A 13,694-nucleotide genomic window follows, 5' to 3' on the forward strand; every position below is an offset into this window, starting at 1 on the left:
CAACACTCTACCGACAAGGAGTCTGCGTGCGCCTTTTACTGATCGAGGATGACGTGGCATTGGGCGAAGGCATTCACCAGGCGCTGGTGCGTGAGGGCTACACCGTCGATTGGCTGCAGGATGGCAGCAGTGCCTTGCATGCGCTGCTGAGCGAAACCTTTGATGTGGCGGTGCTCGACCTCGGCCTGCCACGCATGGACGGTTTGGAGGTGTTGCGGCGCCTGCGTGACAGCAGCTCAAACCTGCCGGTGCTGATCCTCACCGCAAGGGATGCCACCGAAGACCGCATCGCCGGGCTGGACGCCGGCGCCGACGATTACCTGATCAAGCCCTTCGACCTGGCCGAACTCAAGGCACGCCTGCGTGCACTGCTGCGCCGCAGCGCCGGCCGGGCACGGGTATTGATCGAGCACGCAGGCATCTGCCTGGACCCGAGCACGCAGCAGGTCAGTTACCACGGCGCGCCGGTACTGCTCACCCCCAAGGAATATCAGTTGCTGCACGAACTGCTATCGCCGCCGGGCCGCGTGATGACCCGCGACCAACTGATGCAGTTGCTCTACGGCTGGAACGAAGAAGCCGAAAGCAACACCCTGGAGGTGCATATCCATCACCTGCGCAAGAAGTTCTCCAGTGAACTGATCCGCACCGTGCGCGGCGTGGGCTACCTGGTGGAGGAGCGCCAATGACCTCGATTCGGCGGCGAACCCTGAGCCTGATTATCGGCCTGCTGCTCACCGGGCTGCTGGTGATCAGCGTGCTCAACCTGCATGACAGCAATCACGAAATCGCCGAAGTCTACGACGCGCAGTTGGCGCAGAACGCCCGCCTGCTGCAGGGCGTCATGAGCATGCCGCTGGCCAGCCAGGACCAGGCCGACCTGTATCGCGCCTTCAACAAAGCCTTGGGCAACGCCATGCCCAAGGTGGACGGGCACCCCTATGAAAGCAAAATCGCCTTCCAGGTGTGGAACCCACAGGGCGAGCTGCTGGTGTTTACCGCCAGCGCCCCTTCATTCGCCACGCCTCCCGCACAGCCGGGGTACAGCAATATCGAGGACCTTAATGGCCGCCAATGGCGCGGTTTCGTGCTCAAGGACAAGGACAACGGCCTGCGTATCTGGGTCGGCGAGCGGGATGACGTGCGCTCCGACCTGGTGCAGCGCATCGTGCGGCATACGTTATGGCCGAACGTGCTGGGCAGCCTGATCCTCGCGGCCATGGTCTGGCTGGCCATCGGTTGGGGCCTCAAGCCGCTGGCCGATATGGCCGCCACCTTGCGCGCGCGGCATTCCGGCTCACTGGAGCCGATGCAACTGACGCCCTTGCCCATGGAGTTGGAGCCGATGCAGGCGGCGTTGAACCGCATGCTCGCGCAGATCCAGGACATGCTCGGCCGCGAGCGGCGCTTTATCGCCGACGCCGCCCACGAAATGCGCACGCCACTGGCGGTATTGCGGGTGCACGCGCAAAACCTGCTGGAAGCCGGCACTGAAACCGAACGGCGCGAGTCCCTGGCCTTCCTGATCACCGGTGTCGACCGCACCAGCCGACTGGTCAACCAATTGTTGACCATGGCACGCCTGGAACCCAGCGCCGGGCTGCCACCCGTACAGGCCATCGACCTGGCGACAACGGTGCGTGAAACGCTGATTCAGCTGACACCCTGGTTGCTGAGCAAAGGTCTCGAACTGGTGTTCGATGTCGACGATGCCCAGTACCCCGTAACGACCGATGCCGGTGCAATCAATATCGCCCTGACCAACCTGGTGACCAACGCGGCGAACTTCTCCCCGGAGCATGGGGTGATTACCGTGGGGTTGTGCAAAACAGCCAAGGGGTTGGTCCTGAGCGTCGACGATCAGGGCCCCGGCATCGACGAGAGCCAGCGTGAGCGGCTGTTCGAGCGTTTCTACAGCCGTGGCAATGCCCAGGGCGCCGGCCTGGGCCTGACCATCGTACAAACCATCGCCCAACGCCTGGGCGGCCAAGTGCGCCTGGAAAACCTGGCGGCCGGCGGCTTGAGGGCGACCTTGGAAATCCCTGGATGACCCGCCTGGGTGGCGATCAACTGACCAGTGCGCCCAACCACATCGCGGCGGTCAGCAACACCTGCCCGGCGATCACATAGGCCGCAAATCGACGGCCACCGCTGACCCAGGCCACCACGCACTTGCTCAGCGAGTTGCAACTGATCGCCAGCAACACCGGGATCGGTGCAGCGTGGAGCGCGAGCTGGCCGCTGGTGACCAAGGCAGCAATCGATGCGGTGGTGGCGTGAGCGTCGGCGAAACCGCTCAGGGTGGCGGTCACCATTACCCCCACCTGGCCAAAGTGATAAAGCATCACGGACGATAGGAACGTGATGCCGGTCAGGGTCAGCGCCATGATCAGCGCCAGCTTGAGGTCGAACGCGCCTCCCACCCGGATGGCCTGGCAGGCCGGCGCCACGCGGAGCATGAGGCATCCACCATACATCGCCGTGGTGGCAAACCCGGCGAGCAATGGCCACATCATCTGCGACAGCAGCGCCGGCTCCACGGTACCGAGGATCAGTACGGCCTGGGCCACCGTGGCGATATTCGAAAAAATTGCCGCCGCTGCGAGCGTGCGCAGATGCTCCGGTTCCTTGGCGACAAGATGGCCCATGGCGGCAATGGTCACCGTACTGGAGGCGAACCCCGAGGCCACGGCGCCGATGGCGTAACCATAGCGAGGCCCCAGCATACGTACCGCCACATGCCCCACCGCCCCTACCGCCATCAGCAGCACGGTCAAGGTGCAGATGGTGCGCAGGTTCACCCCGCCATAGGGGCCGATGAAGCGATCCGGCGCCAGCGGCAAGACCACCAGCGCCACAATCAGCAGCAGCACGCCGTCGCGCATTTCTGCTTCGGTCAATTGGCTGCGGGCAAAGTTGTGCAGCTTGTCGCGATAGGCCAACAGACCAACCATGACCACGCCGATTGCCGTGGCCAGCTCGGGACTGGCTCCGCACAGGGCGCCCAGCACCAGCACCGTGAGCAACGCAACTTCGCTGGTGATTCCCGGGTCTTCGTCCTGGCTCTTCCAATACGCGGTACTGGCGATCACCGCCAGGCAAACCGCGACCAACCCGAGCAGCAGCGCGCCGCCGACTTGCTGCGAGACGTAGCCCAGCAACGCGGTGATTGAATAGGTGCGCAGACCGGCAAAGGCACGACGTTCACCCTGCCCCTTGCTGCGCTCGCGCTCAAGCCCCACCAGCATGCCGATCCCCAGCGCGGCGGCGGCTCCGGCGATTCCGAGGGAAGCCGTCATCCGTACCCGCCGGCCCGGCCCAATGCTGGCGCTGCCTTCACGGGGTAATCGCGACTTTCATGACGCCGTCGCGCTGATGGGCAAACAGTTCATAGGCCGCCTCGATGTCGTCGAGCTTAAAGCGGTGGGTCACCAACGGCGACAGGTCCACCCCGCCGCTGGCGACCACCGCCATCAAGCGACGCATGCGTTCCTTGCCGCCGGGGCACAGGGTCGAGACGATGCTGTAATCGCCCAGGCCTGCGCCAAACGCGTCATAGGGGATGCGCAGGTCGCTGGAGTACACCCCGAGGCTGGACAAGCGGCCACCGGGACGCAGCACGCGCAAGGCCGACTCGAACGTGCCTTGGGTGCCCAACGCCTCGATCGCCACATCCACCCCACGGCCGTCGGTCAGGGCCATGATCTGCTCGACCACGTTGCCTTGCTTGAAGTCGACGATATGGGTCGCGCCCAGGCCGCGGGCGACGCCCATGCGTTCGCTGACGCCGTCGACGCCAATGATCATCGACGCACCTTTTAGCCGTGCCCCAGCTACCGCGCACAAGCCGATCGGCCCGAGGGCAAACACCGCCACCGTGTCGCCAATGTTGACCTCTCCGCGCTCGGCGCCGGAAAAGCCGGTGGACATGATGTCCGGGCACATCAGCACCTGTTCATCACTCAGGCCATCGGGGATCGGGCACAGGTTGGCCAGCGCATCGGGCACCAGCACGTATTCGGCCTGGCAGCCGTCGAGGGTGTTGCCGAATTTCCAGCCGCCGGCGGCACGGAAACCGTGGCGGGTGTCGGGGCCGTCCTGGGCCCCGCAGCCGCACAGGCACGCATAGCTCTGCCCGCTGGGCGTGATTGCGCCGGCGATCACCCGTTGCCCTTCGACGAAGCCGCGCACCTGGGAGCCCAGTCGTTCGATGACGCCCACCGGCTCATGGCCCACCGTCAGCCCTTTGGCCACCGGGTACTCACCGCGCAGGATATGCACGTCGGTGCCGCAGATAGTCGTGGTAGTGATCCGCACCAGGGCGTCCAGCGGGCCGACCTCGGGGATCGGTTTGTCCTCGAGGACGATGCGGTTTTTCTCAACGAAGACAGCGGCTCTCATGGTTGCCATGGTGTGACCTCCTGCTGGGCGTGTGGGGTGGGACCAGACTGCGCCGCGACGGCGCGCTGAACGTTGATCATGGTCAACCCTTTGCCGATGCACATGACCGAACGTCGCCTGCCCTGTCCGGCAGCCAGGCGTCTTGATGCAGATCAATGGCGCCCCTGCCCCCAGGGGCATGATCGACCAAGGCACCGCTGCCCGATGCCCTTCACCGCCACGGGTTCACAAGGGAGATCACCATGTCTGCTCAAGCACGTTACCTGTTGTTGGTTTCGCCACTGATGGAGCACAGTCCGGCATTCGAGCGTGCCGCCGCCCTGGCCAAGGCCGAAGGCGCCGCGCTGCATATCCTGGCCTTCGACTACCTGGAAGGCCTGGCCACTGCCGGTCTGGTCAACGAGCAGGCCCTGGAGCAAATGCGCCTGGGCTACGTGGAGCGCCATCACCAGTGGCTGGAGGACCAGGCCAGGCCGTTGCGTCACCTCGGGCTGACGGTCACCACCGAAGTCGCCTGGGTTGAAAACCCGCTCAAGGAACTGCTGATTCGGCTCAAGGAAGAGCCGATGGCCTTGGTGATCAAGGCGCTCGAACATGAATCGCTGCTCTCGCGCCTGATGTTCACCTCGCTGGATGTGCACCTGCTGCGCGAATGCCCGGTGCCGCTGCACTTTGTCAGCCGGGTACAGCATGGGTTACCGCGCAGGATCGTGGCCGCGGTCGACCCGTTTCATCGCGATGGCCGCTATGAAGGCCTCAACGACCGCATCCTGCACGAAGCGACCAAACTCGCCACCGCGTGTGATGCCGAGGTGGAGGTGGTCTACGCACACGATCTGTCTGACCTGAGTACCCAGGAGTATGGATTTGGCAGTGGCGCCGGCTTCTTCTCTTCTGAGGCCGCCAAACTGCTGTTCGCCGAGCAGGGCCAGGCGTTCAATGACCTGGCCGCGCGCAACGGCATCCCGCCGGAGCAACGCCATATGATCCTGGGCAGCCCGGCCAAGGTCCTGGCCAGCTACGCCGATGCCTACAACATCGATGTGATCGTCATGGGTCGCGTCGGCCATCGCGGCTTGTCGCGACTGCTGGGCAGTACCACCGAATCGCTGCTGTACAAGATGCCATGCAGCGTTTGGGTGGTCTCGCCCGAACGCTTCGACTGACCGCCAGGAGCCCACACCATGCCTACCCTCGAAGCACGTAACCAGCAGGCCGCCCTCGCCTACGCAGCACTGCCGAAACCGCACTGGCTCGATCAACTCGACAATGGCCGCCATGTACTGGTGCGCCCCCTCGGCGCCGACGACCGTGAACGGGAATACAATTTCATCAAGGGCCTGTCCCGTGAATCGCGGCACGCGCGCTTCCTGGGCGAAATCAACGAGCCTGGCAAGACGCTGATGGATCAATTGATGGATGTCGATAACCAGCACCGCATGGCCTTTATCGCCCTGGTGCACGACAACGGCCAACTCATCGAGATCGGCGTGGCCCGCTATGCCGCGGCGACGGTGGATGCATGCGAATGCGCGGTCACCGTCGCCGATGCGTGGCAACACCTGGGCCTGGGGCGCATTTTGATGCAACACCTGATGACGGCGGCGCGCGCCAATGGCTTCAAACGCATGTACACGGTCGACGCGGCAACCAATGCGCCGTTGCGCGAGTTGAACCATGCCTTGGGATTCCACAGCGTCATCGACCCGGATGACAGCACCCAGGTCATCAGCAGTGTGACGCTCTAAGCCGCGCCGCACGCTAACAGGGCGGCCCGCCGCCCTGTGCCGGCGTACGTTCGTTTGAGTGTATTCATACCGCGCGACGGGCGGTATCTGCTATTGTCCGGGGACCTCATCTCCTCCTCATCGCGTCCACGCGATTTTCTGTGAGCATGCTCTGCGGCCCTGTCGTCGACACGGCCGGGCTTGATCCGCCTGGAAAACACCGCCATGGACAAACCCGCTACTGTATCCCCGCCCGAAGCCCAATCGCGGGCCGAAAAAATCGTCGAATTCAAACGCCAGAAGACCCTGCTGAAAACCGGTGCCCTGCAAGACGCAATCTTCAACAGCGCCTACTTCTCCAGCATCGCCACCGATGAAAAAGGCGTGATCCAGATCTTCAATGTCGGCGCAGAACGCATGCTCGGGTATGCCGCCGACGATGTACTCAACCGCATCACCCCCGCCGACATCTCCGACCCCGCCGAACTGATCACCCGCGCCGCCGCCCTCAGCCTGGAGCTGGACACGCCGATCACGCCGGGCTTCGAAGCCCTGGTATTCAAGGCCTCCCGTGGCATTGAGGATATTTACGAGCTGACCTATATCCGCAAGGACGGCAGCCGCCTGTCGGCCATGGTGTCGGTGACGGCGCTGCGCAATCGTCATGACACCATCATCGGCTACCTGTTGATCGGCACCGACAACACCGCACGCAAACAGGAAGAAGCCGAACGCAAAGGCTTTGAGCGCGCGCTGGAGGAAAAAAACCTGGAGCTGGAACATGCCAGCCATATGAAGTCCGAATTCCTCGCCACCATGTCCCACGAATTGCGCACGCCGCTGAATGCGGTGATCGGTTTTTCCGAGGCGTTGAAGGACGGGCTGGTGGGCGACATGAGCGAGATCCAACGGGAGTACATCGGCGATATCTTCACCAGCGGCCAGCACCTGCTGTCACTGATCAACGACATTCTCGACCTGTCCAAGGTCGAGGCCGGGATGATGGACCTGGAGCTGGAGTCCGTGGAACTGGCGGGGCTGCTCGCCAACAGCCTGTTGATCGTGCGCGAAAAAGCCGCCCTGCAACGCATTCAGTTGAAGCTCGAAAGCCAGGACGACTTCGGCACGTTGGCGTTGGACCTGCGCAAGACCAAGCAGATCATCTACAACCTGCTGGCCAATGCGGTGAAATTCAGCGAGCACGGCAGTTCCGTGACCCTGGCGGTGCGCCAGGTAGCCCGCGAACAGGTCGGGCAGGTGCCCGGCGATTGGCCGATGCACGGGTTTGCCCTGCAACCCAGCGCCCACCAGCAGTTCCTCGAATTGAGCGTCAGCGACACCGGCATCGGTATCGCCGAGGACGACATGGGCAAGCTGTTCAGGGCCTTCAGCCAGATCGACAGCAGCCTGGCGCGCAAATTCGAAGGCACTGGCCTGGGCTTGGCGATGGTCAAGCAACTCACCGACCTGCATGGCGGCAGTGTTGCGGTGGCCAGCCGTGAAGGCCAGGGCGCTCGGTTTGTGGTGTGGCTGCCACTCCACCGAGGCACGGAGGCTGAATGGCCCATATCCTGATCGTCGAAGACAACGAGGCCAATATGCGCCTGGCCCGACTGCTGCTGGTCAACGCCGGCCACACGGTGGTGTGGGCCGCCGACGCCGAGAGTGGCCTGACCCTGGCCCGCGAAGCCCAACCGGCGTTGATCCTCATGGACATCCAACTGCCGGGCATGGACGGCCTGGCCGCTACCGCGCTGCTCAAGCAGGACCCGCACACCGCCCATATCCCGGTGATTGCGCTGACCGCAATGGCCATGAAGGAAGACCGTGAAAAGACCCGGTTGGCCGGCTGCGATGCCTACATCAGCAAGCCGTTGCGCTACAAAGAGCTGTACCAGGTGATCGACACGTTGTTGCAACCCACTACCACCTCGCCCCTCAGATGAGTCCTCTCCATGGCCAGCCAACCCGCAACACTGTTGATCGTTGATGACGAACCTCAGGTTCGCAAGCTGCTGGAAACCCTGTTGCAACACGAGGGCTACCAGACCCTGAGTGCCAGCAGCGGCGAAGAAGCCTTGCAACTGGTGGCCAAACAGCCGCCTGACCTGATCCTGCTGGACATCATGATGCCGGGCATGGACGGCTACGAAGTCGCCAGCCAGCTCAAGGGCGACGCAGCCACGGCGAGCATTCCGATCATCATGCTGTCGGCACTCAGTGAGTCGAGTGCACGGGTCAGTGGCCTGGAAACCGGCGCAGAGGAATTCATCAGCAAGCCGGTGGAACGGGTCGAGCTGTGGCTGCGCGTGCGCAACCTGCTGCGGCTCAAGAGCCACGGTGATCAACTCAAGCGCCATAGCCAGTTGCTTGAGCAGCAGCTACGCCAACATGCCGGCGACAGCACGCGCATGAACGTGCACGACCTCGCTCGCCAGGACCTGGAAAACGCCCTACGCCAGGCCGTGGAGCACGAGGCATTCACCCTGCATTACCAGCCAAAGGTCGCTTTGGCCGACGGGCGGATCTGCGCCCTGGAGGCCTTGCTGCGCTGGGAACGCCCGGGATACGGCGCGGTGTCGCCAGCGGTGTTCGTCCCCGTCCTGGAAAGCCTGGGCTTGATCGTCGAGGTGGGACGTTGGGTGATCCGCAGCGTGTGCCAGCAGATTGCGACATGGCAGCGCAGCGCGATCGGCGCCGTTGAGGTGTCGGTGAACGTCTCCGGCCATCAACTCATCGAGGGCGACCTGATTGCCGATATTGCGCGCATCCTCAATGAGACCGGCGTCGAACCCCATTGGCTGGAAGTAGAACTGACCGAAGGCTCGCTGATGGAGAATACCCAACACACCATCGCCAGCCTGCAACGCTTGCGTGCCATGGGCGTGAAGATCTCCATTGATGACTTCGGCACCGGCTACTCGAGCCTGGCCTACCTGCGACGCTTCCCCATCGACACGCTGAAGATCGACATTGCGTTTATCCGTGAGGTCACCAGCAACCCCCAGGACGCCGCGATCACCCGCACCATCATCGAACTGGCCCACAGCCTGAGCCTGCGGGTGGTGGCCGAAGGCGTGGAAACCCAGGCGCAATTGGCGTTCCTCAAGGAAGCCGGCTGCGATCAGATCCAGGGCTACCTGTTCAGCCGACCGTTGCCCGCCGCCACCCTGGAACGGCTGCTGCTGGAGCGCGCATCTTCGCTGTAGAACTGGGCCCGCTCAAACCGATGCAATCACATTGAACCAGCAGCCGGCCAGGATCCTCGAACGTGAATAGACCACGGCCCTGGATACTGCTCGATGACTTTTATTCTATGGATGGCCGTTCTCGGCGCCGTGCTGCTGACCCTTGCCCTCACCTCTTCTTACCTGCGCTGGATGCCGGTGACCACCTCAGCGGTGTGCCTGTTGCTGGGCGTGGGCATTGGCCCCCTCGGGGTGGACCTGCTGCACCTGGACATCAAGCAGTCTGCCCGCTGGATGGAGCACCTCACGGAAGTTGCGGTGCTGTTTTCATTGTTCGTCAGCGGGCTCAAATTGCGCCTGCCCCTGGGCCATCGCACCTGGCGCATCGCGTTCGGTATGGCCGGCCCGGTCATGCTGTTGACCATCCTCGGCAGCTGCCTGGCGTTGCATTACGTGTTTGAGCTGTCGTGGGGGGTGTCGCTGCTGGTGGGTGCCATTCTGGCGCCGACCGATCCGGTGCTGGCGGGCCTGGTCCAGGTCAACAATGCACAGGACTACGATGCGCTGCGCTTCGGTCTGTCCGGGGAAGCCGGGTTAAACGATGGCACGGCCTTTCCCTTCGTGATTTTTGCCCTGGTCTTCATGCAGCACGGCGGCTTTGACGGTGACTGGCTGGGCGGCTGGGCGTTGAAGAACCTGCTGTGGGCAGTGCCGGCCGGGCTGTTGATCGGGTACTGGATGGGGCGCGGAATCGGCCGCGCAACGCTGTGGCTGCGTATCACCAACAGTGACAGCACGCTCTCCCCCAATGACTACCTGACCCTGGCCCTGATCGCCCTGGCCTACGTGGTTGCCGAAGCGCTGGGTGGCTACGGCTTTCTGTCGGTGTTCGCCGCCGGGCTCGGCTTGCGTCAGGCAGAGTTCAGGTCAACCGGCAACTCGCGCACTCCGTCAGAGCATTTGGCGCTGCCGGTGGTGGGCCATCTGGAAGTGGAGCCGGAGCGCGCGCTGCAGGGGGATGTGAGCGAGCTGGCGGACACCCAGATCGCCGCAGGGGTGATGATGGGCGACATGCTCTCGTTCGGCAGCCTGGTGGAGCGCTCGATGGAAGTGTTCCTGGTGACGTTGCTGGGGATCGTGCTCGTCAGCCATTGGGATTGGCGGGCGTTGCCGCTGGCGGCATTGCTGTTTTGCGTGATTCGACCGATCAGTGTCTTCGCGATGCCCTGGGGCGGCTTGATCAATCGCCAGCAGCGCGGGTTGATGGGCTGGTTCGGGATTCGCGGGATCGGCAGCATCTACTATCTGTTCTACGCGCTCAACCATGGCCTTATCGGCACCAGCAGCGCGGTGGCGGTGAACCTGACCCTGTCGGTGATCGCCTTGAGCGTCGTCGTTCATGGCTTGAGTACCCAGCCGATGCTGGCGTGGTATGAACGACGTGCTCAGGCGAGAGATCAGTCCTGACGTTTTGTAGGCGCGGGTATCAATCGCCGTAGATACCTCTTGGATAAGACGGTATCTACGGATAGTTGGGATTAATCGGGCTTTTCTGTATTGCCCACATCCGCTGCGTCGTCCAGATCGTTGAGCGGCACTTCTGCATCATCCATCAATGAACCCGGGTCTTCATTGCCCGGATCGTTGAGTTCTTCTTCCAGTTCTTTGGACATGACCGTCTCCTCTAACCACCTTGGGTGTCGATATCGGCATCGGTTTCAGGCTTGGGCTCGCGCTCAGGCTTGAAGTCTGGACTGTAGTCGTTTTCCTTGGCTTTAGGGTCGACGGCGGGTTTCGGGTCTTTCGGTGCATCGGCCGCCGTGCCTGGGGCCGGTTCGCCGCCGTCGATCGCCGGGTCGTTACGGTTGCTGGTCTGGGGGTCTTTGTCTGTGCTCATGGGTCACCTCGTTTGAAAAACGCAGACTGCGTAAAGGTAAGGTCCCGCGCCGGTCGCTGAAGTTCCAATTGCTTAAGAGCCCGGGTTATCCACCTGGATATAAAACGCATAGGCGCCCAGCATCACCCAGAACACCATGAACAACCACGGCACGCGCATGGAGAACAACAGCGACTTGCGATAGCCCTTATGGGACGACTCCATTTCGGAAAACAGCGGCGACTCATCGTAGGCCATGCCCATCACCGGTTCGCTGCGCAGCAGTTCGCTCTGCTTGTAATGCCAGTGATCGATGATTTCGTAGGCGGCCCGAATCCCCGGCCAGGCATTCAGGGAGCTGAGGATACCGAGCAACGCCAGGAACGCCGGCACCACCAGGGTGAACAACTTCCCCCACTCCGGGTTGAGGTTGCCCATGCCGGACACAAAGGCAATCACCAGGAACGACTGCGCCGTGAGGTAGGCATCGGTGCGGTTGGCGAGGATCGAGGTTTCGTACTGGATTTCGCGACGGTAGAAGTCGAGACGGTCCTTGGGCGAGCCGAAGATCTTGGCGTTGTGTTCGCTGTGATCGGTCAGGTTCGCTTCCGGGGTGTCGGGTGAAATGATTCTGGGCACATCCGTGCTCCGTGCTGGGCTGAGACCTGTTAGAAGAATCGGGCTGGGGCGAAGTTCAAGTTTGTTGATGCACCACCATGGTGCGAAAGCCGCGCCTTTATGGTGAGGGGGCTTGCTGTGGCGAGCGGGCTTGCCCGCGTTGGGCTGTGCAGTGGCCCCAAAAATCCTGGGAGCGCTTCGCACTCCAACGCGGGGCAAGCCCGCTCACCACAACAGGCCCGGTTTCCGCCAGGGGAAATCCAGTGCTGTATGCCCATTCCGGCACACGCATTGCTTTATCCATTCATCTGCCCGAATACAGGAACATTCGTTACCCCCCGACCCAGAGCCGACCCCATAAGAAAGTAAGGACCAGGCCCGATGGCACCATCAGCCACGGGCTCATAAAAAAATGCGTTTTTTAAAGCGGCAGTGCCACCCAAGGCAACCCTCGGCACTGACAAGGTACTGGAATGGCTCGATCTTTCTTTGATGAAATGAATGATGCAAACGGCGTGTGCCGTGCGCACTATCAGGATTTCTCCCGCTGGCTGGCCAACACGCCGCCGGAACTGCTGGCCCAGCGTCGTCGCGAAGCCGATTTACTGTTCCACCGCGCCGGGATCACCTTCACCCTCTATGGCGACGAGCAGGACACCGAGCGCCTGATCCCCTTCGACATCATCCCCCGCAGCATCCCCGCCGTTGAATGGAGCGTGATCGAACGCGGCTGTATCCAGCGGGTCAATGCGCTGAACATGTTCCTCGCCGATATCTACCACGACCAGCGCATCATCAAGGCCGGGATCATTCCGGCGGACCAGGTGCTGGGCAACGAGGGTTATCAAAAGGCGATGGTCGGCCTGGACCTGCACCGCGACATTTATTCGCATATCTCCGGTGTGGACCTGGTACGCGACGGCGACGGCACCTACTACGTGCTCGAAGACAACCTGCGCACCCCCAGCGGCGTGAGCTACATGCTCGAAGACCGCAAGATGATGATGCGCCTGTTCCCCGAAGTGTTCGCCAAGCAGCGCATCGCGCCGGTGGACCACTATCCCAACCTGCTGCTCAAGACCCTGAAAAGCGCCAGCCGCCTGGACAACCCGAATGTGGTGGTGCTGACACCTGGGCGCTTCAACAGCGCGTTCTTCGAACATGCGTTCCTGGCGCGGGAAATGGGCGTGGAGCTGGTAGAGGGCGCCGACCTGTTCGTGCACGACCTCAAGGTGTTCATGCGCACCACCGACGGGCCCAAGGCCGTGGACGTGATCTACCGGCGTATTGACGACGCCTTCCTCGACCCGCAGGCATTCAACCCTGAATCGATGCTCGGCGTGCCGGGGCTGGTCGCCGCCTACTGCGCCGGCAATGTGGTACTGGCCAACGCCATCGGCACCGGTGTCGCGGACGACAAATCGATCTATCCCTATGTGCCGGCGATGATCAAGTTTTACCTGGATGAAGAGCCGATCCTGCAAAACGTGCCGACCTTCCAGTGCCGCAAACCGGATGAGCTGTCCCACGTGCTGGCCAACCTGGCCGAGCTGGTGGTCAAGGAAACCCAGGGCTCCGGCGGCTACGGCATGCTGGTCGGCCCGGCGGCCACGGCTGCCGAGATCGAAGACTTCCGCCAACGCATCAAGGCGCGCCCCCATGCGTATATCGCCCAACCGACCCTGAGCCTGTCCACCTGCCCCACCTTTGTCGAAAACGGCATCGCCCCTCGGCATATCGACCTGCGGCCCTTTGTGCTCTCGGGCAAGGAAACCCGCCTGGTGCCCGGTGGCCTGACGCGGGTGGCATTGCGTGAAGGGTCGTTGATCGTCAACTCGTCGCAAGGCGGCGGAACCAAGGACACCTGGGTGGTGGAGGGCTGAG

General features: G+C 62.7%; 14 protein-coding genes. 9 read left to right on the plus strand and 5 right to left on the minus strand.

What is annotated here, in order from left to right; genetic code table 11:
- Positions 1 to 26 precede the first annotated feature (26 nt).
- Together ACHPFG_RS15685 and ACHPFG_RS15690 are read left to right on the plus strand one after the other, a co-directional pair.
- Positions 27 to 689 (plus strand): response regulator, encoded by a 663-nt coding sequence (locus ACHPFG_RS15685; protein WP_131696359.1) that lies wholly within the window; start codon positions 27 to 29, stop codon positions 687 to 689.
- Positions 686 to 2,050 carry an ATP-binding protein gene (locus ACHPFG_RS15690; protein WP_431699706.1) on the plus strand — a complete coding sequence of 455 codons (1,365 nt, stop codon included), beginning with the start codon at positions 686 to 688 and terminating at the stop codon, positions 2,048 to 2,050. The genes ACHPFG_RS15685 and ACHPFG_RS15690 overlap by 4 nt, the downstream gene beginning before the upstream one ends.
- A gap of 16 nt (positions 2,051 to 2,066) precedes the next feature.
- Here the strand turns inward: ACHPFG_RS15690 and ACHPFG_RS15695 are convergent, their stop codons facing one another.
- Together ACHPFG_RS15695 and ACHPFG_RS15700 are read right to left on the minus strand one after the other, a co-directional pair.
- Positions 2,067 to 3,299 (minus strand): MgtC/SapB family protein, encoded by a 1,233-nt coding sequence (locus ACHPFG_RS15695; RefSeq protein WP_431699707.1) that lies wholly within the window; start codon positions 3,297 to 3,299, stop codon positions 2,067 to 2,069.
- Positions 3,300 to 3,336: 37 nt separating this feature from the next.
- The gene (locus ACHPFG_RS15700; RefSeq protein WP_145338115.1) at positions 3,337 to 4,410 is read right to left on the minus strand and encodes an NAD(P)-dependent alcohol dehydrogenase; all 1,074 of its coding nucleotides are present in this window, start codon (positions 4,408 to 4,410) and stop codon (positions 3,337 to 3,339) included.
- 233 nt (positions 4,411 to 4,643) lie between these two features.
- On the opposite strand from ACHPFG_RS15700, the gene ACHPFG_RS15705 reads away from it, so the two are divergent.
- The 6 genes from ACHPFG_RS15705 (at position 4,644) to ACHPFG_RS15730 (ending at position 10,783) form a co-directional block, all read left to right on the plus strand.
- Positions 4,644 to 5,567 carry a universal stress protein gene (locus tag ACHPFG_RS15705; RefSeq protein WP_431699708.1) on the plus strand — a complete coding sequence of 308 codons (924 nt, stop codon included), beginning with the start codon at positions 4,644 to 4,646 and terminating at the stop codon, positions 5,565 to 5,567.
- 18 nt (positions 5,568 to 5,585) lie between these two features.
- Positions 5,586 to 6,149, plus strand: a complete 564-nt coding sequence (locus tag ACHPFG_RS15710; protein WP_145338116.1) for a GNAT family N-acetyltransferase — start codon at positions 5,586 to 5,588, stop codon at positions 6,147 to 6,149.
- Positions 6,150 to 6,353: 204 nt separating this feature from the next.
- On the plus strand, positions 6,354 to 7,703 hold the full coding sequence (locus tag ACHPFG_RS15715; RefSeq protein WP_259242553.1) for a sensor histidine kinase: 1,350 nt from the start codon (positions 6,354 to 6,356) through the stop codon (positions 7,701 to 7,703).
- On the plus strand, positions 7,688 to 8,074 hold the full coding sequence (locus ACHPFG_RS15720) for a response regulator (protein WP_131696366.1): 387 nt from the start codon (positions 7,688 to 7,690) through the stop codon (positions 8,072 to 8,074). The genes ACHPFG_RS15715 and ACHPFG_RS15720 overlap by 16 nt, the downstream gene beginning before the upstream one ends.
- A 9-nt stretch (positions 8,075 to 8,083) precedes the next feature.
- Positions 8,084 to 9,337, plus strand: a complete 1,254-nt coding sequence (locus tag ACHPFG_RS15725) for an EAL domain-containing response regulator (protein ID WP_167655353.1) — start codon at positions 8,084 to 8,086, stop codon at positions 9,335 to 9,337.
- Positions 9,338 to 9,430: 93 nt separating this feature from the next.
- The gene (locus ACHPFG_RS15730) at positions 9,431 to 10,783 is read left to right on the plus strand and encodes a cation:proton antiporter (RefSeq protein WP_431699711.1); all 1,353 of its coding nucleotides are present in this window, start codon (positions 9,431 to 9,433) and stop codon (positions 10,781 to 10,783) included.
- Between the two features lie 71 nt (positions 10,784 to 10,854).
- On the opposite strand, the gene ACHPFG_RS15735 is transcribed toward ACHPFG_RS15730, so the two are convergent.
- From ACHPFG_RS15735 to ACHPFG_RS15745, 3 genes are all read right to left on the minus strand, one after another.
- Entirely contained in the window at positions 10,855 to 10,989 is a 135-nt protein-coding gene (locus ACHPFG_RS15735) for a hypothetical protein (protein WP_256221203.1), read from the minus strand.
- 11 nt (positions 10,990 to 11,000) lie between these two features.
- Positions 11,001 to 11,213, minus strand: a complete 213-nt coding sequence (locus tag ACHPFG_RS15740) for a hypothetical protein (RefSeq protein ID WP_431699712.1) — start codon at positions 11,211 to 11,213, stop codon at positions 11,001 to 11,003.
- A 72-nt stretch (positions 11,214 to 11,285) separates the two neighbouring features.
- Complete coding sequence (locus ACHPFG_RS15745) at positions 11,286 to 11,831, minus strand: hypothetical protein (protein ID WP_431699713.1); 546 nt, start codon at positions 11,829 to 11,831, stop codon at positions 11,286 to 11,288.
- A gap of 452 nt (positions 11,832 to 12,283) precedes the next feature.
- Between ACHPFG_RS15745 and ACHPFG_RS15750 the strand changes: the two genes are divergently transcribed.
- Positions 12,284 to 13,693 carry a circularly permuted type 2 ATP-grasp protein gene (locus ACHPFG_RS15750; protein ID WP_131696370.1) on the plus strand — a complete coding sequence of 470 codons (1,410 nt, stop codon included), beginning with the start codon at positions 12,284 to 12,286 and terminating at the stop codon, positions 13,691 to 13,693.
- Position 13,694 lies beyond the last annotated feature (1 nt).

Source organism: Pseudomonas sp. BR20 (genome assembly GCF_050780135.1).
Lineage (GTDB): Bacteria > Pseudomonadota > Gammaproteobacteria > Pseudomonadales > Pseudomonadaceae > Aquipseudomonas.

Excerpts from the sequence above, each read along its gene's own strand:
- ACHPFG_RS15730 (WP_431699711.1), top strand. The coding sequence starts at position 9,431 with ATGACTTTTATTCTATGGATGGCCGTTCTCGGCGCCGTGCTGCTGACC.
- ACHPFG_RS15715 (WP_259242553.1), top strand. The coding sequence starts at position 6,354 with ATGGACAAACCCGCTACTGTATCCCCGCCCGAAGCCCAATCGCGGGCC.
- ACHPFG_RS15750 (WP_131696370.1), top strand. The coding sequence starts at position 12,284 with ATGGCTCGATCTTTCTTTGATGAAATGAATGATGCAAACGGCGTGTGC.
- ACHPFG_RS15740 (WP_431699712.1), bottom strand. The coding sequence starts at position 11,213 with ATGAGCACAGACAAAGACCCCCAGACCAGCAACCGTAACGACCCGGCG.
- ACHPFG_RS15695 (WP_431699707.1), bottom strand. The coding sequence starts at position 3,299 with ATGACGGCTTCCCTCGGAATCGCCGGAGCCGCCGCCGCGCTGGGGATC.
- ACHPFG_RS15720 (WP_131696366.1), top strand. The coding sequence starts at position 7,688 with ATGGCCCATATCCTGATCGTCGAAGACAACGAGGCCAATATGCGCCTG.
- ACHPFG_RS15690 (WP_431699706.1), top strand. The coding sequence starts at position 686 with ATGACCTCGATTCGGCGGCGAACCCTGAGCCTGATTATCGGCCTGCTG.
- ACHPFG_RS15700 (WP_145338115.1), bottom strand. The coding sequence starts at position 4,410 with ATGGCAACCATGAGAGCCGCTGTCTTCGTTGAGAAAAACCGCATCGTC.
- ACHPFG_RS15735 (WP_256221203.1), bottom strand. The coding sequence starts at position 10,989 with ATGTCCAAAGAACTGGAAGAAGAACTCAACGATCCGGGCAATGAAGAC.
- ACHPFG_RS15710 (WP_145338116.1), top strand. The coding sequence starts at position 5,586 with ATGCCTACCCTCGAAGCACGTAACCAGCAGGCCGCCCTCGCCTACGCA.
- ACHPFG_RS15705 (WP_431699708.1), top strand. The coding sequence starts at position 4,644 with ATGTCTGCTCAAGCACGTTACCTGTTGTTGGTTTCGCCACTGATGGAG.
- ACHPFG_RS15725 (WP_167655353.1), top strand. The coding sequence starts at position 8,084 with ATGGCCAGCCAACCCGCAACACTGTTGATCGTTGATGACGAACCTCAG.